This is a genomic window from Lentzea sp. NPDC051208 (assembly GCF_040682435.1).
Taxonomy (GTDB): domain Bacteria; phylum Actinomycetota; class Actinomycetes; order Mycobacteriales; family Pseudonocardiaceae; genus Lentzea; species Lentzea kristufekii.
Map to the genome: position 1 here is coordinate 821,707 of NZ_JBFBAW010000001.1, position 23,743 is coordinate 845,449.

General features: G+C 69.7%; 26 protein-coding genes. 11 read left to right on the top strand and 15 right to left on the bottom strand.

Annotated elements, in window-relative coordinates:
- Positions 1-4 precede the first annotated feature (4 nt).
- Genes AB0M48_RS03440 through AB0M48_RS03455 form a run of 4 tightly spaced genes read right to left on the bottom strand, consistent with a single transcriptional unit; the run spans position 5 to position 4,445 of the window.
- Positions 5-976 (bottom strand): ABC transporter permease, encoded by a 972-nt coding sequence (locus AB0M48_RS03440; protein WP_363835694.1) that lies wholly within the window; start codon positions 974-976, stop codon positions 5-7.
- Positions 973-1,944, bottom strand: a complete 972-nt coding sequence (locus AB0M48_RS03445; protein WP_363835695.1) for an ABC transporter permease — start codon at positions 1,942-1,944, stop codon at positions 973-975. Before AB0M48_RS03445 ends, AB0M48_RS03440 begins: the two co-directional genes overlap by 4 nt.
- Positions 1,901-3,415, bottom strand: coding sequence for a sugar ABC transporter ATP-binding protein (locus AB0M48_RS03450; RefSeq protein WP_363835696.1), 1,515 nt, complete (start codon positions 3,413-3,415; stop codon positions 1,901-1,903). The genes AB0M48_RS03445 and AB0M48_RS03450 overlap by 44 nt, the downstream gene beginning before the upstream one ends.
- A complete protein-coding gene (locus AB0M48_RS03455) occupies positions 3,405-4,445 on the bottom strand; it encodes an ABC transporter substrate-binding protein (protein ID WP_363835697.1) in 1,041 nt (346 codons plus the stop codon). The genes AB0M48_RS03450 and AB0M48_RS03455 overlap by 11 nt, the downstream gene beginning before the upstream one ends.
- Positions 4,446-4,568: 123 nt before the next feature.
- Between AB0M48_RS03455 and AB0M48_RS03460 the strand changes: the two genes are divergently transcribed.
- Positions 4,569-5,558: a LacI family DNA-binding transcriptional regulator gene (locus tag AB0M48_RS03460; protein WP_363835698.1), complete on the top strand. Its 990-nt coding sequence runs from the start codon at positions 4,569-4,571 to the stop codon at positions 5,556-5,558.
- A gap of 61 nt (positions 5,559-5,619) precedes the next feature.
- On the opposite strand, the gene AB0M48_RS03465 is transcribed toward AB0M48_RS03460, so the two are convergent.
- The 6 genes from AB0M48_RS03465 to add form a co-directional block, all read right to left on the bottom strand.
- Positions 5,620-6,141, bottom strand: a complete 522-nt coding sequence (locus tag AB0M48_RS03465) for an O-acetyl-ADP-ribose deacetylase (protein ID WP_363835905.1) — start codon at positions 6,139-6,141, stop codon at positions 5,620-5,622.
- Positions 6,142-6,145: 4 nt separating this feature from the next.
- Entirely contained in the window at positions 6,146-7,411 is a 1,266-nt protein-coding gene (locus AB0M48_RS03470) for a tannase/feruloyl esterase family alpha/beta hydrolase (RefSeq protein WP_363835699.1), read from the bottom strand.
- A gap of 11 nt (positions 7,412-7,422) precedes the next feature.
- Positions 7,423-7,791: an STAS domain-containing protein gene (locus tag AB0M48_RS03475; RefSeq protein ID WP_363835700.1), complete on the bottom strand. Its 369-nt coding sequence runs from the start codon at positions 7,789-7,791 to the stop codon at positions 7,423-7,425.
- Positions 7,792-7,864: 73 nt separating this feature from the next.
- On the bottom strand, positions 7,865-8,773 hold the full coding sequence (locus AB0M48_RS03480) for a helix-turn-helix transcriptional regulator (protein ID WP_363835701.1): 909 nt from the start codon (positions 8,771-8,773) through the stop codon (positions 7,865-7,867).
- A gap of 93 nt (positions 8,774-8,866) precedes the next feature.
- Complete coding sequence (locus tag AB0M48_RS03485; RefSeq protein WP_363835702.1) at positions 8,867-9,736, bottom strand: SGNH/GDSL hydrolase family protein; 870 nt, start codon at positions 9,734-9,736, stop codon at positions 8,867-8,869.
- Positions 9,737-9,821: 85 nt separating this feature from the next.
- Positions 9,822-10,829, bottom strand: a complete 1,008-nt coding sequence (gene add, locus AB0M48_RS03490; RefSeq protein WP_363835703.1) for an adenosine deaminase — start codon at positions 10,827-10,829, stop codon at positions 9,822-9,824.
- A gap of 189 nt (positions 10,830-11,018) precedes the next feature.
- Here add and AB0M48_RS03495 point away from each other — a divergent pair, with 189 nt between their 5' ends.
- Positions 11,019-11,513 carry an aminoglycoside nucleotidyltransferase gene (locus AB0M48_RS03495; RefSeq protein ID WP_363835704.1) on the top strand — a complete coding sequence of 165 codons (495 nt, stop codon included), beginning with the start codon at positions 11,019-11,021 and terminating at the stop codon, positions 11,511-11,513.
- A 10-nt stretch (positions 11,514-11,523) separates the two neighbouring features.
- The gene (locus tag AB0M48_RS03500) at positions 11,524-12,246 is read left to right on the top strand and encodes a class I SAM-dependent methyltransferase (protein WP_363835705.1); all 723 of its coding nucleotides are present in this window, start codon (positions 11,524-11,526) and stop codon (positions 12,244-12,246) included.
- A 9-nt stretch (positions 12,247-12,255) separates the two neighbouring features.
- On the opposite strand, the gene AB0M48_RS03505 is transcribed toward AB0M48_RS03500, so the two are convergent.
- Positions 12,256-12,651, bottom strand: a complete 396-nt coding sequence (locus AB0M48_RS03505) for a nuclear transport factor 2 family protein (protein WP_363835706.1) — start codon at positions 12,649-12,651, stop codon at positions 12,256-12,258.
- 58 nt (positions 12,652-12,709) lie between these two features.
- On the opposite strand from AB0M48_RS03505, the gene AB0M48_RS03510 reads away from it, so the two are divergent.
- Both AB0M48_RS03510 and AB0M48_RS03515 read left to right on the top strand, forming a co-directional pair.
- Positions 12,710-13,282 (top strand): PadR family transcriptional regulator, encoded by a 573-nt coding sequence (locus AB0M48_RS03510; protein ID WP_363835707.1) that lies wholly within the window; start codon positions 12,710-12,712, stop codon positions 13,280-13,282.
- Between the two features lie 15 nt (positions 13,283-13,297).
- Positions 13,298-13,606 (top strand): hypothetical protein, encoded by a 309-nt coding sequence (locus AB0M48_RS03515; protein ID WP_051770467.1) that lies wholly within the window; start codon positions 13,298-13,300, stop codon positions 13,604-13,606.
- Here the strand turns inward: AB0M48_RS03515 and AB0M48_RS03520 are convergent.
- On the bottom strand, positions 13,603-13,995 hold the full coding sequence (locus AB0M48_RS03520) for a GNAT family N-acetyltransferase (protein ID WP_363835708.1): 393 nt from the start codon (positions 13,993-13,995) through the stop codon (positions 13,603-13,605). The two genes, AB0M48_RS03515 and AB0M48_RS03520, sit on opposite strands and share 4 nt — an antisense overlap.
- Positions 13,996-14,067: 72 nt before the next feature.
- On the opposite strand from AB0M48_RS03520, the gene AB0M48_RS03525 reads away from it, so the two are divergent.
- The 4 genes from AB0M48_RS03525 (at position 14,068) to AB0M48_RS03540 (ending at position 18,475) form a co-directional block, all read left to right on the top strand.
- A complete protein-coding gene (locus AB0M48_RS03525) occupies positions 14,068-14,580 on the top strand; it encodes a hypothetical protein (RefSeq protein ID WP_363835709.1) in 513 nt (170 codons plus the stop codon).
- 63 nt (positions 14,581-14,643) lie between these two features.
- Positions 14,644-15,939 carry a PepSY domain-containing protein gene (locus tag AB0M48_RS03530; RefSeq protein WP_363835710.1) on the top strand — a complete coding sequence of 432 codons (1,296 nt, stop codon included), beginning with the start codon at positions 14,644-14,646 and terminating at the stop codon, positions 15,937-15,939.
- A gap of 130 nt (positions 15,940-16,069) precedes the next feature.
- Positions 16,070-17,089: a YbaB/EbfC family nucleoid-associated protein gene (locus AB0M48_RS03535; RefSeq protein WP_363835711.1), complete on the top strand. Its 1,020-nt coding sequence runs from the start codon at positions 16,070-16,072 to the stop codon at positions 17,087-17,089.
- A gap of 54 nt (positions 17,090-17,143) precedes the next feature.
- A complete protein-coding gene (locus AB0M48_RS03540; RefSeq protein ID WP_363835712.1) occupies positions 17,144-18,475 on the top strand; it encodes a M28 family peptidase in 1,332 nt (443 codons plus the stop codon).
- Between the two features lie 169 nt (positions 18,476-18,644).
- Here the strand turns inward: AB0M48_RS03540 and AB0M48_RS03545 are convergent, their stop codons facing one another.
- A complete protein-coding gene (locus AB0M48_RS03545; protein ID WP_363835713.1) occupies positions 18,645-19,505 on the bottom strand; it encodes a DUF5829 family protein in 861 nt (286 codons plus the stop codon).
- An 82-nt stretch (positions 19,506-19,587) separates the two neighbouring features.
- Here AB0M48_RS03545 and AB0M48_RS03550 point away from each other — a divergent pair, with 82 nt between their 5' ends.
- Positions 19,588-20,652 carry a class I SAM-dependent methyltransferase gene (locus AB0M48_RS03550; RefSeq protein WP_363835714.1) on the top strand — a complete coding sequence of 355 codons (1,065 nt, stop codon included), beginning with the start codon at positions 19,588-19,590 and terminating at the stop codon, positions 20,650-20,652.
- Positions 20,653-20,731: 79 nt separating this feature from the next.
- Here the strand turns inward: AB0M48_RS03550 and AB0M48_RS03555 are convergent, their stop codons facing one another.
- Entirely contained in the window at positions 20,732-21,586 is an 855-nt protein-coding gene (locus AB0M48_RS03555; RefSeq protein WP_363835715.1) for a class I SAM-dependent methyltransferase, read from the bottom strand.
- A 311-nt stretch (positions 21,587-21,897) separates the two neighbouring features.
- Positions 21,898-22,965 carry an NAD(P)/FAD-dependent oxidoreductase gene (locus AB0M48_RS03560; RefSeq protein WP_363835716.1) on the bottom strand — a complete coding sequence of 356 codons (1,068 nt, stop codon included), beginning with the start codon at positions 22,963-22,965 and terminating at the stop codon, positions 21,898-21,900.
- Positions 22,966-23,119: 154 nt separating this feature from the next.
- Here AB0M48_RS03560 and AB0M48_RS03565 point away from each other — a divergent pair, with 154 nt between their 5' ends.
- Positions 23,120-23,716, top strand: a complete 597-nt coding sequence (locus AB0M48_RS03565; protein ID WP_363835717.1) for a bifunctional 4-hydroxy-2-oxoglutarate aldolase/2-dehydro-3-deoxy-phosphogluconate aldolase — start codon at positions 23,120-23,122, stop codon at positions 23,714-23,716.
- Positions 23,717-23,743: the final 27 nt, after the last annotated feature.

The following is a 23,743-nucleotide window of genomic DNA, read 5'->3' on the forward strand; positions in this document are numbered from 1 at the left end:
TCTCCTATCTTCGCAGTATTCGTTGCAGGACGACGACGATGAGCAGGAAGACGCCGCTGACCACCGACTGGTAGTTGCTGTCGAGCGTGCCGATCTGGTTGATGACGTTCTGGATGACCTTGATCAGGCCGACGCCGATCACGGTGCCGAGGATCGTGCCCATGCCACCGGTCAGCAGGGTTCCGCCGATGACGACGACCGCGATGGCGTCCAGTTCGAGACCGACGCCGATGACCGTGACGCCCGACTGCAGATAGGCGGCGGTCAGGGCGCCGGCGAGACCCGCCAGAGTGCCGCTCATCGTGTAGACGAGGACCTTGGTCTTCGCGACGGGCACTCCCAGGAGGACCGCCGACTGCTCGGCGCCGCCCGTGGCGAACACGTTCTGGCCGAAGCTGGTGCGGTTCAGGACCATGCCGCCCAGGACGGCGAGCACGGCCGCGATGAAGATCGGGTAGCCGAAGCCGAAGACCGTGCCGCGGCCCAGTTCGACGAACGCGCTGTCCGCCGGGATCTGGTAGGTGTTGGCGCCCTCGTCGGTGATCGCCAGCAGGAGCCCGCGGGCGAACAGCAACGACGCCAGCGTGACGATGAACGGCGCCATGTTCGTGCGGGCGATCAGCAGGCCGTTGATCAGGCCGATCACCCCGCACAGCACCAGCGGCAGTGCCAGCGCCGCCAGGAACCCGTACTGCGAGCCCCAGGCCGCGAGCACGCCGCCGAGGGCGTAGAGCGAACCGACGGAGAGGTCGATGCCGCCCGTGATGATCACGAACGTCATGCCGATCGCGATCACCACGAGGAACGAGCCCTGCAGGGCGAGGTCGCGCAGGTTGTCGAGGCTGCCGAAGCGCGGGAAGACCAGCCAGGACACCGCGACCATCAGCACGAGCGCGACGGCCGCGCCCTGGCGTTGCAGGACCTTGGTCCTCGCGGCCGCCCTCGGCGCGGAGGGCGGGGTCGTGGTGGTGGTCATCGGCGCTCCCGTGCCACGTACACGGCCGCGATGATGATCGCGGCCTGGATCATCTGCGCGATCGAGTCCGGCAGGTTGTGCTTGATCAGGGTGGCCCGGACGAGCTGCATGAGGATCACGCCGAACACCGTGCCGAGCACGCGCACCTTGCCCCCTGTGAGCGGGGTGCCGCCGACGACCACCGCGGTGATCGCGGACAGCTCCATGAGCAGGCCCATGTCCGCCGGGTCGCTGGCGGCGAGCCGGGAGGTGGCCAGCACGCCGGCGATCGCCGCGAGCACCCCGGTGATCGCGTAGACGCCGATCAGCACCCGGTTGACCGGCAGGCCCGCGAGCGTGGCGGCCTTGCGGTTGCCGCCGATCGCGACGAGCTGGCGCCCGAACGTGGTGCGGTTCGTGAGGCCCGCGACGACGAGCGCCAGCAGCCCCGCGATCAGCACGCTGATCGGGATGCCGAGCACGTCACCGGTGCCGAGCTCCAGGAACGTCTCGTCGTGCAGCTGGACGAGTTGCCCGTCCGCGATGACCAGCGCGAGGCCGCGTCCGCCCACCAGCAACGCGAGCGTGGCGACGATCGGCTGGATGCCGACCTTGGCGACGAGGAAACCGTTGAACGCTCCCGCGAGCACGCCGACGACGAGCGCCATCGTGATGGCCATGAGCGGACCGGCGCCCAGGTAGAGCGGGATGATCGCGGCGGCCAGCGCCATCACCGCGCCGACGCTCAGGTCGACGCCCTCGGTGCCGATCACCAGTGCCATGCCGAGCGCGACGATCAGCACGGGCGCGGCCTGCACGAGCTGGGTCGTGAAGTTGCCCAGCGTCAGGAAGTTGGCCGTGAACAGGGCGTTGAACAGCAGCAGGACGCCCACGGCGACGTAGACACCGTTGTCCTGCAACCAGCGCGTCCGCGCGGCCGCGGTGCTAGCGGCTGTCCTGGTGGCTGCCTGCGTGGTTGGCTGAGTCATCCATCACCTCCGCCGCGATGGCCGCGAGCACGTGCTCACGGGTGAGCTGGTCCCCTTCGAGTTCGCCCGCGACCGAACCGTCGCGCAGCACGACGAGCCGGTCCGCGCCGTCGAGCAGTTCGTCCAGTTCGGAGCTGATCAGCAGCACCGCCAGGCCTTCCCGCGCGAGTTCGTCGATCAGCGCCTGCACCTCGGCCTTGGCGCCGACGTCGATGCCGCGCGTCGGTTCGTCGAGGAGCAGGATCCTGGGTTCCGTGCACAACCACCTGGCCAGCAACACCTTCTGCTGGTTGCCGCCGGACAGTTCCGCGACCTTCTGCTCCGGGCTGGACACCTTGATGCGCAGGCGTTGGATGAACGTGTCCACGATCCGGTCCTGCCTGGACCGGCTGGTCACCCCGAACCGGCTGAGCCGCGGCAGCGCGGCCAGCACGATGTTCTCGCGCACGGACAGGTTCGGGATGATCCCCTCGGTCTTGCGGTCCTCAGCGAGCATGCTGATGCCCGCCTTCATCGACGCCTTCACGGTGTGCGGCACCGGCTTGCCGGCGACGAGCACCGTGCCGCCGTCGAGCGGAAGCGCACCGATGATCGCCTTCGCGGTCTCGGTGCGGCCCGATCCGAGCAGGCCGGCGAGGCCGACGACCTCACCGGGCCGGATCGACACGCTGACGCCGCCGATGCGCGGCTTGCTCACGAGGTCGACGGCCTCCAGCACCGGCTGCGTGTCGGCGTGGTGGCCCTCGCCGAACGCCGTGGTGCCGTGCTTCTCGATCTCCTTGACCGATCTGCCGAGCATCAGCGAGACCAGTTCGATGCGCGGAAGTTCTTTGAGAGGACCGCTGTGAACGTTCACCCCGTCCCGCAGGACCGTGACGGTGTCGCAGATCCGGTACAGCTCGTCCATGCGGTGGCTGACGTAGATGATCGCGATGCCCGCTTCGTGGAGCTTCCGCACGACGCCGAGCAGCGTCTCGACCTCGCGCGGTTCCAGCGACGACGTGGGCTCGTCCATGATCACGACGTCCGCGTCGGCCTCGACCGCCCTGGCGAGCGCCACCATCTGCTGCTCGCCGACCGCGAGCGTCCCGAGTGGACTGCTGACGTCCGCCGTGATGCCGTAGCCCCGCAGCAGTTCCGCCGCGTCGGCGTCGCGGCGGGCGCGGTCGATCAGGCCGAACCGGGTGCGCGGCTCGCGGCCGAGGAACAGGTTGGCGGACACGCTCATCAGCGGAACGAGGTTCACCTCCTGGTAGATCGTGGAGATGTGCCCGTTGCGGGTGATGGAACCGGCATCCGGGGTGTGGATGCCGGTCAGCACCTTGATCAGCGTCGACTTGCCGGCGCCGTTCTCCCCGACCAGCGCGTGGATCTCGCCGCGCTGGAGCGTGAAGTCCACGTCGGCGAGTGCCCGGACGCCGGCGAACGTCTTCGTCACGCCGGCGACCTCGATCACCGGATCAGTAGGCATTGCCGAGCTTCTGCGCCGCGTTCGCCGAGTCGTACTCGTCGTCGGAGATCACGATGTTCTGCGGGATCTCGTCGCCCTTGCCGAACTTCTCCAGCGTGTCGAACGCGAGCGGGCCGAAGCGCGGGTTGGACTCGACCACGGCGGTGTAGCTGCCGTCCGCGATGAGCTGCACGGCGTTGCGCGTGCCGTCGACGGAGACGATCTTGACGTCCTTGCCCGGCTGCTTGCCGGCGGCCTTGAGAGCGGTGACGGCGCCGATGCCCATCTCGTCGTTCTCGGCGTAGACGGCGGTGATGTCCGGGTTGCTCTGGATCAGCTGCTCCATCACGGCCTGGCCCTTGGACCTGTCGAACTCGCCGGTCTGCTCGGCGACGACGGTGAGGCCGGGGGTGCCGGCGATGCCGTCCTTGAAGCCCTTGGTCCGGTCGACCGTGACGTTGTTGCCCGAGGCGCCGAGCAGGATCGCGACCTTGCCGGTGCCGCCGGTCGCCTTGATCATCTGCTGGGCGGCGCGCTTGCCCTGTTCGACGAAGTCGGAGCCGATGAACGTGAGGTAGTCGGTGCAGGGCTTCGACGTCACCTTGCGGTCGATCGTGATGACCGGGACCTGCTTGGCCTTGGCCGCGTCGAACGCGGGCTGCAGGCCGTCGGAGTTGAGCGGCGCCACGATCAGCAGCTTCGCCCCGCGGTCGATCAGCGACTTGATGTCGCTGATCTGCTTGTTCAGGTCGCTCTGCGCGTTCGTGTAGAGCAGTTCGGCTCCCCGCTTCGCGGCCTCGTCCCTGATCGACTGCGTCTCCGCGGTGCGGAACGGGTTGGCCTCCTTCTCCGACTGGGAGAAGCCCACCATCGCGCCCTTGACGTCGACCTGCGGATATCCGGTCGTGGACCGCGTGCAACCGGGGCCCGTGCTCTGGTTCTGCGCGGCACTCGCGGCGGGCCCGCCGGTGGTGGGGCCCTGTTGGCCCTCTCTGGCGGTACAACCCGTCACGAGCAAGGCGGCGGCTGCGATGAGCAGGATGCGAGACATCTTTGGCTCCTACACCGGGACTGTGCGTGGACGCGCTCTCAGGCGCTAGATTTGCATCGTTGTTCCAACGTTGTAAAGACTGAGCACTTCCCGGTACTTTTCCCGGTACTTCTTCTGGAGGCTGTGTTGGCCACGCTCAAGGACGTCGCTCGGCTGGCGGGCGTCTCGGTCAAGACCGTGTCGAACGTGGTCAACGGCTACTCGTTCGTGAAACCGGACAACCGCCGCCGCGTCGAGGAGGCGCTGGAGGCGACCGGGTACCGCCCGAACCTCGGCGCCCGCAACCTGCGCCGCGGCCGCACCGGCTTCATCGCCCTCGTCCTGCCCGAGCTCTCGATCCCGTACTTCGCCGAGCTCGCCGGCCTCGTCATCGCCGCCGCCCAGGACCACGAGTGGAACGTGCTCATCGAGCAGACGTTCGGCACCCTGGCCGGCGAACGTTCGGCGCTGGCGTCCCTGGGCCCGCACCTGGTCGACGCCGCGATCCTCAGCCCGGAAGCCCTGCAGGTGGACGACTTCCAGCTGCCCGTCCCCGCCGTCCTGCTGGGCGAGCACGCCGTCGACGTCCCGATCTCCCGCGTGGGCATCGACAACGTGGCCGCCGCCCAGGCCGCCGTCCGCCACCTGATCTCGCTGGGCCACCAGCGCATCGCCGCCATCGGCGCCCACCCCCACCGAGGCACCGCCGCCCTGCGCCTGGAAGGCTACCGCCGGGCCCTGGCCGAAGCCTCACTCCCGTTCGTCGACGAACTCGTCGTCCCCGCGCTGAACTACCACCGAGCGGACGGCGCCGCCGCGATGAGGGCGCTGCTGGACCTGCGCACCCCGCCGGACGCAGTGTTCTGCTTCAACGACCTCCTGGCCATCGGCGCCATGCGAGCGGCGGGCGAACGTTTCGTGCGCGTCCCCCAGGACCTCGCCGTCGTGGGCTTCGACAACAACGAGGAAAGCGTTTACAGCTCTCCGTCGCTCACGTCCGTCGCCCCCGACAAGGCCGCCATCGCCCAGGCCGCGGTCGACCTGCTGCACCGGCGCGTCGAGTCCGGCGACGCCCTCGAGAACGTCGAGACGCCGTTCTCCTTGCAGGTGAGGGAAAGTACCGTGGCGCGATGACGGTGACCTTCGGCCCGGACCACATCGTTTTGGTGTACCGGTGGGCGATGGAGATCGCGGACTACGGGCGCGCGAAGGCGTCGTAGGTGCGCTGGTCGAACAGCACGAACCGGATCAGCTCGATCGGCGCGTTTTGAGTCTGGACGTCCTCGACGGCGGCGCGGGCGATCCGGGCGGCGTCCTCGACGGGCCAGCGGTAGATGCCGGTGGAGATCGCGGGGAACGCGATGGTGCATGCCTGGAGTTCGGCCGCCACGCGCAGGGCGTTGCGGTGGCAGTCGGTCAGGAGCTGCGAACGGTCCTCGGTGGCCGACCAGACCGGGCCGACGGTGTGCACGACCCACTTCGCGCGCAGCCGGCCCGCCGTGGTGGCCACGGCCTGGCCCGTCTTGAGGCCGCCGCCGTAATGGCCGGCGCGCAGGTCGCGGCAGGCGGCGAGGATCTCCGGGCCGCCCTTGCGGTGGATCGCGCCGTCCACTCCTCCGCCGCCCAGGAGGGAGGAGTTGGCGGCGTTGACGATCACGTCGACTTCCTGGTCGGTGATGTCGCCGAGGACGTACTCGATGGTGGCCACGTCCCCGATTGGATCACGACAACGGACAGGTCGCCACGTCAGCCGGCCGGGGCAAAGTCGCCGACCGAGGCGGCTCCACCCCGTCCAACCACCCCTCCAAAGCCACGAACGCAGCCCGATGGCAAGGCGCAAGGGGCCGCAACCGATCCGGATAGGCATCCACGAGCCCATCCACGTGCGTCCCCTGCTCCACCCGGTAGTACCGGTGCAACCGATCAGGCGTCATCCCCGCGTACACGTCCGAATCCTGGCTGATGGGCAGCAACACGTCGTAAGTCCCATGCACAGTCAGCAACGGCCGCTTGACCTTCCCGGTCAACGCGACCCGGGACACCGCAGGCCCGGCAACACGCCGCCGAGAGGCATACGAGTAGTCAGCGTCGCAAGACGGCGTACCGGAAGCGCAGAAGGGCACACCAGCGTCCAGGTCCCCGTCAAAGCCGGGATCGAACTCCTCGCGGTAGATGCGCTGCGTCAGGTCCCAGTAGTAGCGGTAGTGGTAGTCCCACAGGAACTCCGTACCGGCCGGGAAGCCCGCCGCGATCATCGCCTCGTGCGCGCCCGGTTCGCCTGCCAGGTAGGCCGGGTAGGCGCGCAGGACGGGTGGCAGGAACGTCAGGGGGTTCGGGCCCTTGACCGTCCACAGTGTTCCCTCCCAGTCGACGCCGCCGTCGTAGAGGTGCGGGCGGTTCTCCAGCTGCCAGCGGACCAGGTAGCCGCCGTTGGAGATGCCGGTGGCGATGGTCCGGCGTGGGGTTCGGCCGTAGCGTTGGGAGACAACGGACTTCGCCGCGATGGTGAGCTGGGTGAAGCGGTGGTTCCACTCCTCCATCGCGCGGCCGTCGCGGTAGAACTGGGCTCCGGTGTTGCCCTTGTCGGTGGAGGCGAAGGCGTAGCCGCGGGAGAGCACCCAGTCGGAGATCGCGCGGTCGTTGGCGTACTGCTCGCGGACGCCCGGGGCGCCCGTGACCACCAGGCCGCCGTTCCAGCGGTCGGGCAGTCTGACCACGAACTGGGAGTCTTGGCCGCCGTGGTTGGTGTTGGTGCGCGAGGTGTCCGGGAAGTGGCCGTCGATCTGGATGCCCGGGACGGCGGACGGGACGGGCAGGGCGGTGCTCGTGAGGCCCGCCCAGTCGGCCGGGTCGGTGTGGCCGGTGGCGACCAGGCCGGTCGTGGTGAGGTCGGTGAGGTGGGCGAGTCGCTGGTGTTCGGCGCCGGGGACCGTCATCGCGGAGGTCGGCGGGGTCAGCGCGAGCACCAGTACCAGCGGGAGCAACATAGCTGGTCAAGCTAGTTGTGGCCGCCCGGCGGCGACATGGTTGTCTCCCACACAAGGCCCGCTTTGAAGGTGGTGAAGCCGAACAGGTCGAGCACTCGGCGGACCTGGGGCTGGGTGCGGTGCACGGTGAACGACTTGCCGTTGTGGTGGGCCGCGCAGAGCAGGAGCAGCAGTGTGCGCAGGCCGCCCGCGGACAGGAACGTCACCTCGGCCAAGTCGACCGCGACGTGGTCGGTGACGGTGTCGGCGATGCCGGGCAGCACGGCGGCGAAGAACAGGTTGCAGTTGGTCATGTCCATCTCGCCCTGGCAAGTGGCCACGAAGCGGGTGCCGGAACGTTCCGTCCGCACGGTGAACGGGCTGATCTCGCAGGCGGTCATGAACCACTGCACCGCACCGCGAGCACGGACGATAGCAGCGGAAACGAAGCCCGCGACCGGAAAACGAAGCGCCTCAACCTGACCGCAGGGTCTTCGACGGCGAGACGTCGTACGCGGTGCGGTAGTGGGCGGCGAAGACACTCGGACGGGCGTAACCCCACCGGGCCGCGATCTCGGTGACAGAACCGTTGCCCGCTCTCAGGTCCTCATGGGCGCACGATAGACGCACACCCCGGAGGTAGGCCATCGGTGTCGTGGCGAGATGACGGCGGAACGCGAGCTGCAACGCCCGGATCGACACACGAGCCGCACACGCTATGTCCGCGGCGGAGATGGCCGCCGCGGCGTTGTCCTCGATGAACCTGATCGCACGGCGCAGGCTTCTCGGGTGCGAGTCACGCCGGTCGACGAACGTCGGCGCGGCGTGTGCGGTGTTCGGGAAAGTGGCGAGGGTGGTCGCCACCAGCAGGCGAGTCGCGTTCGCCGTCACCAGTGGGTTGTCGTCGAAGTGCGGCAGCACCTCGTCACGCAGATGCACGCAGGTGGACCACCACACTGCCGCGGCCTGGGCCGAGGCCGGCCGGTACCCGGTGAACCGAACACCGTCGGCCACCTCGTCGATCACCGAACGGGTCAGCGTGACCGTCGACACGCACGGGTCGCGGGTCGCCCCGACGTAGGAGCTTTCCGGCTGTGCGGTCAGGAACACGTCACCGGGCATCCAGAAGCGGTCCTCACCGTCCGAACGGTAGGAGACCATTCCGGCGCCCGTGTGCCCGAACACGAAGTTGTTCATCGGGTCGACACTGACTTCCACCGCGATGCGCCCGCGCATCTCGCCGAACCGGAGCTGCCTGTACGTCCACGACGACATCCACATGTGAGGGTGCTTGATTCCGGCGTTGAGACGCATCTGGCCGTAAGCCGCGTTCAACACCTCGTGCACCGCGTCCAAGTCCGCCACTTCGACGACCTGTTCCACGTGCTGCACTTTCCTCGTCCGCCCAGTCGGTGTCCATCGCCAAGACGGTTGCTTCCACTCACCCGGTGGGAGGTGGAAGCAACCATCACTCGGCTAGACCTTGACGAGCGAGGCCAGCGCGGCCTGTCCCTGCTGGTTCGGGTGGAACACGGCCTCCGGCCCTTCCTGACCCGGTGCCAGCGCGTCGAATCCACGCAGGAACGGGGTGCCCGACTCGCACAGCGCGTGGCCTTCGAACGTGCCGGGGCGGGAGAACGGGCTGGCGTAGGTGACGTTGACGCCCTTGTACGCCGCGCCGGCCACGGCGGAGCGGAGGGTGGCGTCGATGCCGTCGGCCACCTGGTTGCCCTGGCTGCGTTCCGCGGTGGTCAGGACGCCCTCGCCGCAGATCGGGTCGAGCACGGCGCCGGGCGGGTTGTCCGAAGCGGACACCTGGCGGCCGTAGCCCACGACGACCACTCGCGCGTACGGGCTGCGCTTGCGGATCTCCGTGAGCAGGGCGGTGACGTTCCTGCCCATCTGCGGCAGCCTGGCCAGGATCGCCTCGGTCGGGGCGCCCGTGCAGTCCGCCTGGATGCAGATGCCGCCGTACGTCGCGTAGTCGATGTCGTTGGTGCCGACGGTGAGCAGCACCAGGCCGGTGCCGCGCCGCAGGGCGTCCAGCTGGGCCGGACGGTCCTTGAACGGACGGGAGAGGTCCGCGGTGGCGGCACCGCTGCAGCTCACGTTGGTGAACGAGCCGAGCCTGCCGGCCGCGCGCAGGCCGGCGGCCACCTGTTCGCCGTAGGAGTTGTTGCTGCGCCAGCAGTTGCCGGCGGTTCCGTCCTGGTAGGACCCCGCGCCGGTGCCGGAGGCGTACGAGTCACCGAGCACCACGAGCGAGGTGGAGCGGGTCGCGTTGGCGGTGGGAGCGATCCCAAGAGCGGCCAGAACCGCTGTGAGGACGACGATCGTTCTTTTCACATGACCCCCGATGTCGATGCGATTGCACCGCCATGGTGCCCGAACCACCACGTCGTGTGCCGCCGAACGAGATACCGCGACATCTTCAGCCGGCAGAGGCCAGCACGTCCGCGATCTCCTTCAGCAGCGGCGTCTTGCGGTCGTTGGGCAGGAACGAGGCCAGTACCGCGTTTTCGGCCAGCTTCGCGACGTCCGCGCGTCCCAGGTCGAGCGCGGTCGCCACCGCCAGGTACTCGCCTTCCAGCGTCGCGCCGAAGAACGGCGGGTCGTCGGTGTTCAGCGTGACCACCACTCCCGCGTCGAGCATCTGCCGCACGGGATGCGTCTCGATCGACGTCACCTGCCGCGTGCGGACGTTGGACGTCGGGCACACCTCCAGCGGAATCCCCTTCAGCGCCAGGTGTTCCAGCAACGCCGGATCCTGGTGGCAGCTCGTGCCGTGGCCGATGCGCTCGGCACGGAGGTCGCGCACCGCCGACCAGACGGTCTCCGGGCCGGTGGTCTCCCCCGCGTGCGGCACGCTGTGCAGGCCCGCTTCCCTTGCCGCGTCGAAGAAAGGTGCGAACTGGGCGCGGCCGACGCTTTCCTCCGGCCCGCCGAGCCCGAAGGAGACGAGGCCGTCGGGGCGTTCGGACAGCGCGAACGCCAGCGTCTCCCGGCCGGCGACCAGGCCCTTCTCGCCCGGGATGTCGAAGCACCAGGCCAGTTCGACGCCCAGTGCCGCGGCTTCCGCGCGACCGGACTCGAGTCCCGCGAGGAGCTCGTCGCCGGACATGCCGTCCGTCAGGTGGTTGTGCGGCGTCACGGTGACCTCGGCGTACCTGACGTTCTGCCGCGCCAGTTCACGCGCCAGGCCGACGACGAGGGTGTGGATGTCGGCGCGGCCCTTCACCATCGACTGGACCGCCCAGAACACCTTCAGGAAGTGGTCGAAGTCGCGGAACGCGTAGAAGCGCTCCAGTTCGGCGCGGTCGGCGGGCACGCCGGCCTCGGGGTGGCGCCGGGCGAGTTCCAGGACGGTGCCGGGACCGGCCGAGCCGACGAGGTGGACGTGCAGTTCGACCTTGGGCAGTGCGTGGATGAACGAACGCATGGCAAAGCTCCCCGTGCGAGGCGAAGGTGAGGAAGGTGGCGGAGGAACGGGACGACTCAGGGAGCGAGGTCGCCGCGTTCGGTGTCAGCGCCGTAGAGCGGCAGCTTGAAGTCCGGCACGACCCCCAAGCTAGCAGCACCGGCGCAAATGCGGTGGCGGCACTTCCGTCCCGGTTGCACGATGTGGCGTGTGACCGGCGAGGACGTGCTTGGAATCTTGGCGGCGTTGCGGGACTTCGACATCTGCGTGGGCGGTGGCTGGGGCGTCGACGCGCTGGCCGGCGAGCAGACCCGGCCGCACGCCGATCTCGACCTCATGCACCGCGAGCAGCAGGAATCACAGGTCGTCGCCGCACTCGCCGCACGCGGGTTCGCGGAAACCCTGTCGTGGCGGCCGGTGCGGTTCGTGCTCACCGATCCCGGCGGGCGCGAGATCGACCTGCACCCGTTGCGGTTCGCGGAGGACGGCAGCGCCGAGCAGTCCTCACCGACGCCCGGCGAGCCGTTCCGGTACCCGGCGGAGTGCTTCGTCACCGGCACGATCCTCGGGACGGCGGTGCGCTGCCTGTCGGCCGAGCAGCAGCTGTTCTTCCACCAGGGTTACGAACCGCGGGAGAAGGACCTGCACGACCTGGCGTTGCTGCGCTCACTTCCGGGGCGGAAACTCGGTGGCGCTGAGGGCTAGCGTGGGGTGGGTGAAGGGATTCAATCCGAGTTTCAGTCCCGAAACGGCCAAGAACTACGACAACTCACCCCGCGGCGACGAGGCCGAGACGGTTCGCTTCCTGGCGGCGTTCGGCACGAGCGCCCTGGAGTTCGCGATCGGCACGGGCCGCATCGCGTTGCCCCTGAAGGAATCCGGCGTCGAGGTGGACGGCGTCGAGCTCTCCCCCGACATGGTCGCGCGCATGCGGGAGAAACCCGGCGGCGACGAGATCGACGTGGTCATGGGCGACATGTCCGAAGTCGGCACCGGCCGCACGTATCCGTTGGTGTACCTGGTCTACAACACGATCACGAACCTGCTCACCCAGGACGACCAGGTGCGGTGCTTCGAGAACGCCGCGCGCCACCTCACCGCGGACGGCGTGTTCGTGGTCGAGTCCGGTGTGCCGAGCTGGGCCGCGCGGCAACGCCACCAGTTCATCGACGTGGAGGCCGTCGAGGTGGACCACGTCGAGCTGGACGTCAACCGCTACGACCCGGTCACCGAGCTGCTCGACGAGAACCACGTGCACATCGGGGCGGACGGCATCCGGTTCGGCGCGATCCGGCAGCGGCTGTCCTACCCGTCCGAGTTCGACCTCATGGCGCGGATCGCGGGGCTGCGGCTGCGCGAACGGCACGGCGGCTGGAACGGCGAACCGTTCGTCGCGGACAGCAATCGGCACGTGAGTGTGTATGAGAGAGCCGCGTGACGTACTGCGTCAGGAGTTGAACGCTTCCAGCGCCTCGGCCTTGATCTGGTCGAACTGGGCGGCCATCGCCTCGGACAGGGCCTGGGCGCCGGACAGCGGGCGCACCATGACGGTGAACTCGTCGATCAGCCCGTTCTCGTCGAGGTGCAGGAAGTCGCAGCCCTGGATCTCCTTGCCGCCGACTTCGGTCCGGAACACCAGCGCGTGGTTCGGGCCGTCGATGATCTCGCGCTCGTAGCGGAAGTTCTCGAACACCCGCAGCACGGCGCGCAGGATCGCCGCGGTGATCGGCTTGCCGGGGTACGGCGTGAACGCGACAGGGCTGGTGAACACGACGTTGTCGGCCAGGCAGGCCGCCATCGCCTCGGTGTCCCGTGCTTCGACCGCCTTGCGGAATGCGTTCACAGCGACACCCTCACATACTCAACTTGTTGACTAGGTCGATGCACCGTAACCTGCTGCTATGTCGCTGCGCAACGCCGTGATGGCCGCCCTGCTGGACGGGGAGTCGTCCGGCTACGACCTGGCCAAGGCGTTCGATGCGTCGGTAGCGAATTTCTGGATCTGCACGCCGCAGCAGCTCTACCGGGAGCTGGACCGCATGGAGGCGGACGGGCTGATCGTCGCCAGGACGGTCGAGCAGGAACGCCGGCCGACCAAGCGCCTGTTCTCGCTCACCGAGCGGGGCCGCGAGGAGCTGACGGCGTTCACGGCCGGGCCGCACAAGCCCACCGCGATCCGCGACGAACTGCTGGTGGCCGTGCTGGCGGCCGATTCCGGTGACGTCGAGGGGGTCCTGGCCTCCATCCGCGAACGCAAGCAGTGGGCCGAGGCGAAGGTCGCGCGCTACGAACGGCTCAGGGCCAAGTTGCTCGACGGCCGTTCCGAAGAGGACTTCCTGGCCACCGCCGAACGGGTCGGGCCGTACCTGACGTTGTTGCGCGGCTTGTCGTTCGAGCGGGACAACGTGCGGTGGTGTGCCAGGAGCCTCACCGTGCTGGAGCGGCGTGGTGCCCGGCTCGACGCGCCGGGGTGAGGTTGAATCGGGTTCATGAACGGCATTTCGCTCTTGCAGGAGGCACTCAGCGCACCCGCGGCAGAGGCGCGCAACCGGTTCGCGGGGCGGCTCAACGGTTACCTCGACGGATCCGACGTCGTGCACGCCGTGCGGTTGCAGGGCTGGCTGGGGCTGGAGGTGCCCGGCCCCGGCTGCCACGTCGGCACGGGCAGCTGGGACTTCACCCGCTTCAAGGCGACCACGTCCCCGGTGACGTGCGGGCGCTGCCGTTCCGCCGGGCTGCTCACCAGCTCGTTCACCGGCGGCCCGCACCAGCAGACCCTGGACCTCGAAGGCATCTAGAGCACGGTGCGGTTGCGCAGCCCCATCCCCGTCAGCGCGGTCATGCCCAGGCGCTCGTAGTACGGACGCAACGCGTCGTCGCACGTGAGATCCACCGAGTACAGACGCGCGGCCTCGGCCACGACGCGCCGCATCAGCTCCGTGCCGATGCCCTGCCCCTGGAACTCCGGCCGCACCTCCAGCCACGGGATGAACGCGGTCAGCACGCCGTCGCTGATCATGTTCACGAAACCGACGACGTCGTCCCGCGAACGCGCGATCACCACGCGGTAGCTCCCGCGCAGCACGGCGAGGTGCTGGGCGGGTGACGGCGGTGCGGGCCAGCCCACGAAGAAGCCGGTGAGATCGGCCTCGGCCAGGTCGTCGAGATCGGTGCGGTAAGTGATCACCGCCGCATTGAACCGTTTCCGCGGAACATCCGTAGGGTGGTTTCTCCCAATTCGGCCGCTAAGCTGCTGGTCGTGACCCTGCCGACTGCTCCGCTGCGCCGTGCGCGCTGCGCCGCCGTCGGCGTCGTCAACGGGACGCTCGCGGTTCTCGCGCACTCCAGCGCGGACGGCCGCTTACCCGACGCCGGGCTGGTCCTCTCGCTGGTCGCGCTGCTCACGTGGGCGACGGCCGGGTTCGCCCGGCACGAGCTGACCTGGCGGAAGCTGCTCCTGCTGATCGGCGGCGGACAGCTCGCGATGCACGTCCTGGTGTCGCTCGCGGCGTTCCGGCACGCGCACGAAGCCGAACCGGCGCGCATGATCGCCTCGCACGTCGTGGCCACGGCACTGACGGTCGTCGTGCTCGCCGTCGCGGAACGGTCCGTCCTCGCGCTCGCCCGCGCCGTCACGGCCGCACTCCCCCGCAGGCTCGCCGTCCTGCCCGCCACCGCACCCCTGGTCGTCGCCACGCCTTCGCTCGCGCCGACCGCGATCGTCTTCCTGGACGCGCTGTCGTGGCGCGGTCCTCCGGCTGAACAGGTCTGAATCCCCTTCACAGGGCCGCTCACCGAGCGGTCCTGCCCCTGTTCACGCCCATCTGGGAGCACCATGACCACCACAGCCGCTCCGTCACGCACGTCGTTCGCGTGGCGGGGACTCTTCCTGCGCCTGCACTTCTACGCCGGCGTGCTCGTCGGCCCGTTCGTCCTGATCGCCGCGCTGACCGGCGTGCTCTACGCCCTGACACCGCAACTGGAGTCCTGGGTCTACTCCGATCAGCTGCGCGTTCCCGCGACCGCACAGCAGCTTCCGCTGTCCCAGCAGGTCGACGCCGCACTCGCGACCTCACCCCGGGGCTCGCTCGTCGCGGTCCGGCCCGCACCCGAACCCGGTGCCACGACCCGCGTCCTGTTCTCGGAGAAGGGCCTGGGCGAGTCCGAACGGCGGGCGGTCTTCGTCGACCCCGGCACCGGACGCGTCACCGGTGATCTCGTGGTCTACGGGTCGAGCGGCGTGCTGCCGCTGCGCACGGCGCTGGACCAGTTGCACCGCAACCTGATGCTCGGCGAACCCGGTCGCCTCTACAGCGAACTCGCCGCCTCGTGGCTGTGGGTCGTCGCGCTGGGCGGGCTGGTCCTGTGGGTCTCCCGGGCACGTAACAGCAAGCGCATCCGGACGCACGGGCTGATCGGCGTGTGGGTGCTCGCCGGCGCGTTGTTCCTGTCCGCCACCGGTCTCACGTGGTCGGCCTACGCGGGCGAGAACGTCGCCGTGCTGCGCACGGCGGTCGGCTGGTCCACGCCGACGCTGAAGATGCCCGGCGCCGGCGAGAGCCACGGCGACCACGGTTCGAGCACCTCGTCCGCCGGTGGGCACGCCGAGATCGACGACGTGTTCCGCGCCGCGAAGCTGTCCGGCATCGACGCGAAGGCGGTCGAGATCGGCCTGCCCGCCACCCCCGGCGGCGCCTGGAAGGTCGCCGAGATCGAGAAGGGCCTGCCCACCCAGAACGACTCCGTCGCGGTGCACGGCGGCGAGGTGGTCAGCGCGCTGGAGTTCGCCGACTTCCCGCTGGGCGCGAAGCTGACCAGGTGGGGCATCGACGCGCACATGGGTGTGTTGTTCGGCTGGCCCAACCAGCTGCTGCTGTTGCTCATCGGCGGCGGACTGGTCGCTTCGGTCGTGCTCGGCTACCGCATGTGGTGGAAGCGCAGGCCCACGAACGGCTTCGGCCGCCCGACCCCGCGAGGTCAGTGGCGCAAGGCCCCGCGCGGAGCGTTGATCGGACTCGGCCTCGGCGCGTTGCTCGTGGGGTGGTTCGTGCCGCTGCTCGGGGTCAGCCTGGTGGTCTTCCTGGCCGTCGACGCACTGCTCGGCAGGCGGGCGAAAGCGGCGGCGTCCTGATCGTCCACTGTGGACAGGGCTTGCCTGATCAGGACATTTACGGCATATTAACGGGTCAGGTGAGCCGGGAAGTCTGGTCGGCCCGCACGTCACACGAGGTGGCGGCGGCGAGCTGACGAGGGGCGCCCAGATGACGCTCATTCCTCACGCCATCCCTCTGATCAACGATCCCCAGGTCGTCCACGCACTCGCTGCCCGGTGGCGGCGCACCAGGACACTGCTGCTGCTCTCGGCCGGTGTCCTGCCCGTCGCCATCGGCATCGTGTGCGTCGTGCTCGCCGGGATGACCTCGGCCGGGCAGCGCGTCATGCCGTGGTGGTCGGCGATTCCGGCCGTCGCCGCGGCGGCGTGCGCGTGGGCGTTGCTGACCTGGTTGCGGCGCAACGGGTTGAGCGATCCGCACTCGTGGCTGCCCGCCACCACCCTGATGACGGGCGCGCAGCTCGTGCTCGGTGTGCTGCCGGGTTCGGGCATCGCGTTGCGGCTCAGCCCCGGCGCGGCGATCGCGGTGAAGGCGTTGTGCGCGGCCGGGGTGCTCGGCGCCGGATCCGCCAGCGCACTCGCCCGCCTGGCCCACCGCTCGCTGCTCTCGGCTCCCGTCCTCGAACTCGGGTCGACGGCGTTCCCGCTCGTGCTGGACGGCAGTGGCGCACGCGTGGTGATCGGCACGGATCGTGTCGACTGGACGACACGCACGGGTGCGCGGGTCGACGCCGGGCTCTCGTTCGCCCGCATCCTCCGCGTGACAGCGCATTCGCACGCGATCACACTGCACACCGCGTCCGGCTCGTGGACGGTGCCCGTGGCGGATCCGGCGACCGCGCAGGCGTTGCTGCGCCGCCGGATCACCTGGTGGGAGGAGCGCCGTGACGCGGCCGCCGAACGCGAGCAGCGCCGCTACCTCGACCTGGTCGGGCTGCTCGCGGCCGTCAGCGGAGAGGCCACCCGCGGCGGCATCAGTGTCTCGGTCGACTCGAACGGCCTCACGACGGGCATCACGCTGAGCCCCGAGGTGCGCGAGCTCGAACCCGAAGTGCTCGCGGCGCAGCTGATGGCGTGCGTGCAGAAGGCACGGGCGGACGCGCGCAGGCAGGTCCAGGACCTGGTGCTCGACCACGCGGATGACCAGTTGGTGAAAGCCAGCCACTAGTCGGTTGTCCCGGAGATGTCGTCCTGCCTACGTTCGCCCGGACAACTTCGGGAGATGGGGGACGACTTGCGCAGACGTGACTTCTTCGCAGCGGCGGTCGGCGTGGCCGCTGTCGTGGCCAATCCCGCGAGCGCGCTCGCGGCAGGCGAGCAGCGGCCGGGCGCGTCGCACCTGCCGGACCTCGACCTCGGCGACTTCCCCGTCGTGGCGAGGGTCCGTGCTCGCAAGGCGCTGGAGCACCTCAAGGTCCTGAGCGACGAGATCGGGCCGCGCATCGGCGGCACCGCGTCGGAGCACCGGGCGCGCGACTACCTCGTCCGCGAACTGAAGGCGCTGCGGTACCAGGTGACGACGCAGCCGTTCACCGTGCCGGACAAGTACCTCGCCGACGTCAACGGCGGGTGGCAGGCCGGCGCCTCGCGCTTCGGCTCCCTCGGCGTCACCGTCAAGGCCCCGTTCGTCGAGGTCACCGACGGCGCGTTGCCCGATCTCACCGGCAAGATCGCGTTCTACGTCAACGCTCCCGCCGGCTCCGCGCCGACGCACGCGGCGATCGAACGCGGTGCGGTGGCGGTGATTCTCGGCCGGATCTCCGCGACGGCGAACAAGTCGAGCGCCTTCTCCCCCACGCTCGACCGCAACGTCACCGTGCCGGTCATCGGCCTCGCCCAGGTGCACACCGAGAAGCTGCGCGCGCAGGGCTCCGGCGAGCTCACGATCAGCACGATCCACCACCCGAACCTCACGTCCTACAACGTGATCGCGGACCGGCCGGCGACGTTCCCGTGGCGTGACAACGGGGTCGTGATGGTCACTGCGCACTACGACAGCGTGCCGGGCTCACCGGGCGCCAACGACGACGGCAGCGGCACGGTCCTGTGCCTCGAACTGGCCCGCGTGCTGCGATACCTGCCCACGCACAAGGCGCTGCGGTTCGCGTTGTGGGGTTCGGAGGAGCAGGGCCTGCTCGGGTCGCGGCACTACGTCTCCCAGCTCCCGCCGGAGGAGATCACGCGGATCAAGGGCGTGTTCCAGAACGACATGGTCGCCACCAGCCACGACCCCGCCACGGCGTACTGGCTGCTGTCCGTGGACGGCGCCGACAACGCCACGACGGCCGGGGTCCGCGCCGCGGCGCAGAGGCTCGGCTACGACCCGAGGGTGCACGGACCGGTGGCGCGCGGATCGAGCGACCACGTGCCGTTCCACGAGAAGGGCATGGCGTCGGCGAACTTCAGCTGGCGCGGCGAGGGCGGGCCGGCGCAGCTGGAGCCGATCTACCACACCCCGGAGGACACCATCCGCGACAACATCAGCCTGGAACGGCTGCAGGTGTCGCTGGAGCTGATCGGGTCGGCGGCGTACCGGCTCGCCACCCAGAAGTAGGCGGCTCACGTCCCCAGGCTGACGTCGAGGACCGTTTTGGCGAACGCCTGCGGCACGTTGTGCCCGATGCCGTCGAGGAGGCCTGGCCTGCAGCTCGCGCTCGAGCCCGTCGTAGCGGTGCTCGCCCTGCGCGAGCTGCAGGTTCGTCGACCCGTGCGGACCGGGGGTGTCAGAAGGTCCAGACCGCGCGCTTGCCCGGACCCACCACCAGCGTGGACGTGCCGAGCTTCTCGACGTGCCTCGCGACCATGTGGTTCAGCTCGAACTCGACGCGCTTGAGCCCGGTCTTCCCCGGCGGCGCCTCGTCGAACCGCATCGTCGTGCCGCCGCGGGTGGCGACGACCGCGCCGGGTTCGGTCCACAGCGAGAACCCGCCGGCCCGCAGCAGCGGCACGGTGTCCGCCAGGTCCGAGGCGGTGACGGCGAGGCGGATGAAGGTGATGTCGCGCATCACCCTGTCCTCGTACGCGTCCGGCAGGTACCGCTCCCGCGTCACGTCGCCGGGGAACCGCGCGGGTCCCACCTTGCTGCGCTGGTCGTTCAGGTACTCGTCGCGGTACTCCATGGCCCAGGCACCGAACTTCTGGTACTTCTCGATCAGGAACAGCGAGTCGAACCACGGCACCGGCTTGCCGTCGCCGAAGTCGCGGGTCTGCAGGAACTCGATCGGCTCCTGTCCCGCCGCGCGCAGCCGGGCGCCGAGCTTCTCGATGTCACCGTCGCGCTCGGTCGAGAGCCCCAGACCGGCGGACCCGAGCTGACCGTCCCGCCCCGGCACGTCGCCCAGCCCGAAGATCTCGAGGTAGGTCTCGCGGCCGCGCAGGTAGCGCCCCGTCCACACCTTGCCGTCCGCGCCGGTCGTCGTGCGCACCTCGAAGTCCGCGAACTCCCTGAGGTAGCGCGAGTGCTCGACCGCGTCCGCGGTGGCTCGGTCGAGCGTTCCCCATGCGTGGTTGTAGTACAACAACTGCCGTTCTCCTGCTTGTGCCGGTCCCACGCCCGACACAGCCAGAACCAAGGCCAAGATCATGCAGGACACCCGTCGGAGCACCATGTTCCGATCGTAAGACGGACCCGCTCAAGCCAGACTCAAGCCATCCGAAGGGGACCTCGTGTTCGACACCACAAGGTGGACGGTTCTCGCCCCGCTGCTGCAGGCCGCCACCGCCGGGCGCGACCTGCTGGACGACACGATCCGCAGACTCACCCCGGACGCCGTCGCCGCGGAGGTCCTGCGGGAGATCGGCGAGCACGACGTGCGCCTGGACCTGAACTTCGACGACCGCACCACCACTCACCTGTGCACGGACGCCGAAGTGGTGGTCACGCTCGACCTGGCCGACGCCGTCCGGGGCCTCTACGGCACCGACACCCGCCCGTGGCCGAGCCTCGCCGTCACCACCCCTGGCCGTGATCTCGACGAACGCGGGATCGGCGGGTGGTTCCAGGACCGCAAGGGCATCGCGCAGTCCGTCCAGGAGCTCCTGTCCGCGCTCAAGCCCGGCCACCGGGACCTGGGCGAGCTGGCCGTGGAGCACGGCTCGGACAAGTGGGGCGACCTGCACTGGTACACGCAGCACTACGAACGCCACTTCGCCCGCCTGCGCGACGAGCCCGTGCGGGTGCTGGAGATCGGCATCGGTGGCTACGACGACCCGGACCGCGGTGGCGGCTCGTTGCGGATGTGGCAGCGGTACTTCCGGCGCGGCCTCGTGCACGGCCTCGACATCGCGCGCAAGAACGTCGCCGGCCCGCGGATCATGACCGTGCTGGGCGACCAGTCCGACGCCGCGTTCCTCGACCGGCTGGGCCACGAGCTCGGACCGTTCGACGTGGTCATCGACGACGGCAGCCACCTCAACGAGCACGTGCGGACCTCGTTCCACGCGCTGTTCCCGCACGTCCGCGCGGGCGGGCTCTACGTCGTGGAGGACCTGCAGACCGCGTACTGGCCGAGCTGGGGCGGCCATCCCGAGGCGACCGCGAGCACGTCGATGGGGATGCTGAAGTCCTTTGTCGACGGCCTGAACCAGGCCGAGGTGCGGGATCCGCGTGGCGAGGGTTCCTACCTGGAGCGCAACATCAGCGGGATCTCGTTCCACCACAACATCGCGTTCGTCGAGAAAGGGCTGAACGCCGAGGAGGGCGGGCCTTCCTTCCTGCGCACCCTGGTCTAGCCGTCCGGCGGGAACGGACTGCCTGATCTTCAGGTTGTCGCACGGGTGCTGTTCAGGGCGTGAGCGGTTGGCCAGACGGTCATTTCCTCGCCGCCCAGACGGTGCGTTCGGTGCGCAGGGCCAGGTCGTCCCGGCGCAGCGCTTCTTCGAGGGCCTCCGGTTCGAGGAGCCGCCGCAGGACGATGCGGGCGTAGCGTTCCACGGCCTCGGACCGTTCGACGTGGACGGTGATCGTGCGGTCGCCCTCGACGGTGAACCCGGCTCCGGTCAGCATCGGGCCCCAGTCGGCGCCGCGGTGCGGCATGCGCTCGTCGTGGCCGTCCGGGCCGTGTTCGGGGAGGAACTGCGGCATGCCGGCCAGTTCGACCACGGCGAGCAGGCCGCCGGGGGCGAGCGTCTTGTGGAGCTGGGCGAGGGTGTGGCCCGGGTCGGCCATGTGGTGCAGGGACGCCGAGGCCCAGATCAGGTCGGGGGTGCCGAGGTCCGGCCAGTCCGAGTCGAGGTCGGCGACGACGGTGTGGATCCGGTCGGCCAGGCCCCGTTCGCCGGCTTGGGCGCGGAGGCGCTGGAGGTGCTCGACCGACGAGTCGACGGCGGTGACGTGGGCTTCGGGGAAGCGGGTCAGCAGGGCGAACGTGCCCGCGCCGGTGCCGGCGCCCAGGTCGACGATGTGGCGGGGGTTCGCGGTGGGGAGCCAGTCGATGATGGCGGCGGTGTGGTCGGCGAGGAGTTCGGCGTCGAGGTCGAGGACCTCCGCCTGGTCGCCACCGTCGTGCCCGTGCCCGTGCCCGTGCCCGTGGCCGTGACCATGTTCGTGCTCGTGCTCGTGCTCGTGCCCTTGGCCGTGGTGAGGTCCCTGACCGTGGTGAGGCGTGGCACCGTGGCCGCCCCCGTGGCCGTGGTGCTGCCCGTGGTCCGTTGCGTGCTCGCTCATAGGCCCAACGTAGGCCGACCATGCGTCAGATGCACGACACCTTGCGCAAAGAGCAAGACGATCGGCCTCCACGATGCCGCCCGCGCAAGGCCACGTCTTCTTGCCGGCGTTGTGGCCGCGACGTGCCTCCCGGTCGAAGATGTCGAGGATCTCGCACGGACCGCCCGCCGTGCCGATGGTGTGCAGCCCTGGGCGACCCGTGGCGCACGGATCCGTTTGCGCACGGGGCCGTCCACGCCGCGCACCTTCTCGCGTCATGCGCACGACTGCATGCATCTGCAGCAAGCGCCGCTCAGCGGTGTCCTTAATTCTCAGGCTTCGACGAGCAGGTCGAGCAGCTTCTGCGGCGGCTCGTCGCCGAACAGGCTCTGGACCATCTCCTCGGAGTCCGCGGCGGTGTGGGCGGCGCGCACGAACATCGCCTCCTCGTACTCGGCGAGCGCGGTCTCCACGTCCTTGGCGGCCAGCGCTTTGCCGAGCTCGGCGCCGTCCAGCATGGCCAGGTTGGCGCCCTCACCGTTGGGCGCCATGAGATGCGCGGCGTCGCCGACCAGGGTCACGCCCGGCACCCGGTCCCAGCGGTGCTCCGGCGGCAGGGCGTAGTGGGGGCGGAACACCGGCTCCGTGTCGGACTCGGTGATCAGTTTCGTGAGCTCCGGCGCCCAGCCCTCGAACTCCCCCGCGATCCGGCCGAGGTCGTCGAACCACTCCAGCGGACGGCTGAACTCCACGTAGGCGTGCAGCGTGCCGCCGCTCTCCCGGTGCGCGAAGATCCCCTTGCCCTGACCGGGGGCGAACATCGAGCCGCCACCGACCGCCTTCGCGACGTCCGGGTGCCGGGTGTCGGCGTCGTGGAGGTAGGTCTCGACGAACGACATGCCGGTGTACTCCGGCTTCGCGTCGCTGACCAGCGTCCGCACCCGCGACCACGCGCCGTCAGCGCCGACCAGCACGTCAGCGGTGACGGTGCTGCCGTCGGCGAACGTCACGGTCCTGCCCTCGACGCCGGTCACCTTGCGGCCCCAGCGCACGGTGCCCGCCGGCAGCGAGCCGAGCAGCATCTGACGCAGGTCGGCGCGCTGCACCTCGGGACGGCCACCCGTGCCGTCGTCGCCCTTCTCGAACAGCACGGCGCCGTCGGAGTCCAGCACCCGCATGGCCTGGCGGCCGGGCAGCACCAGGCGCTGGAACTCGTCCATCAGGCCCGCGGCCTCGACGGCGATCTGCCCGTTGTAGTCGTGGATGTCGAGCATGCCGCCCTGCGTCCGTGCCGACGGCGACTCCTCGGCCTCGTAGACGGTGGACGGGATGCCGTTGACGTGCAGCACACGGGCGAGCGTGAGGCCACCGAGTCCGGCACCGATGATCGTGACGTGCATGTAGAGCTCCCCTGGAGATCGTGCCGCCTCCCTGACGGCACGACCAGGTTCACCCGGCCCGCTGGCACGCTCCGCACACCTCGCTGACAGCGGCTGGCAGCCCCTGTCACGCACCAAGAACAACTCCTGATCTGTGCGCAGTAGCCTGACCGGCGTGAGCTACCGCTACGAGATCACCCAGGCAGTCGTGCGGCAGGGCATCATCGCGATCGTTCGCACCGCCGACACCTCCTCCGCCGTGCAGGCCGCCGTTCCGTTGCTGGACGCCGGAATCACGTCCCTCGAGCTGCCGCTGACGAACCCCGGTGCGCTGGAAGCGATCCGGCAGCTCCGCACGGACCACCCGTCAGCGGTGATCGGCGCCGGATCCGTGCTCGACGAGGCTTCCGCCGTCGCCGCGGTGCGCGCCGGGGCGCAGTTCCTGGTGGCCCCCGACCTGAACGTGTCGGTGATCCGGGCCGGGCACCGGTACGGAGCCGCTGTTCTGCCCGGGGCCGGGTCGGTGTCCGAGGTGGTGCAGGCTCTCGAGGCCGGGGCGGACGCGGTGAAGGTGTTCCCCGCGCCCACGCCCCAGTGGGTCAGGAACGTGCTCGCCGTGCTGCCTCACGCGCCGCTCGTGCCCACCGGAGGCGTCGCTCCCGCCGACGTTCCAGCATGGCTGGAGGCCGGAGCGGTGGCGTGCGGGATCGGTTCGGCCCTCGGCCGCGCGACGAGCGAGGAGATCAGGTCCCTGATCGATCTGATCTCCTGAGCGAGAAGCGGCGGCAGATCAGCTCTT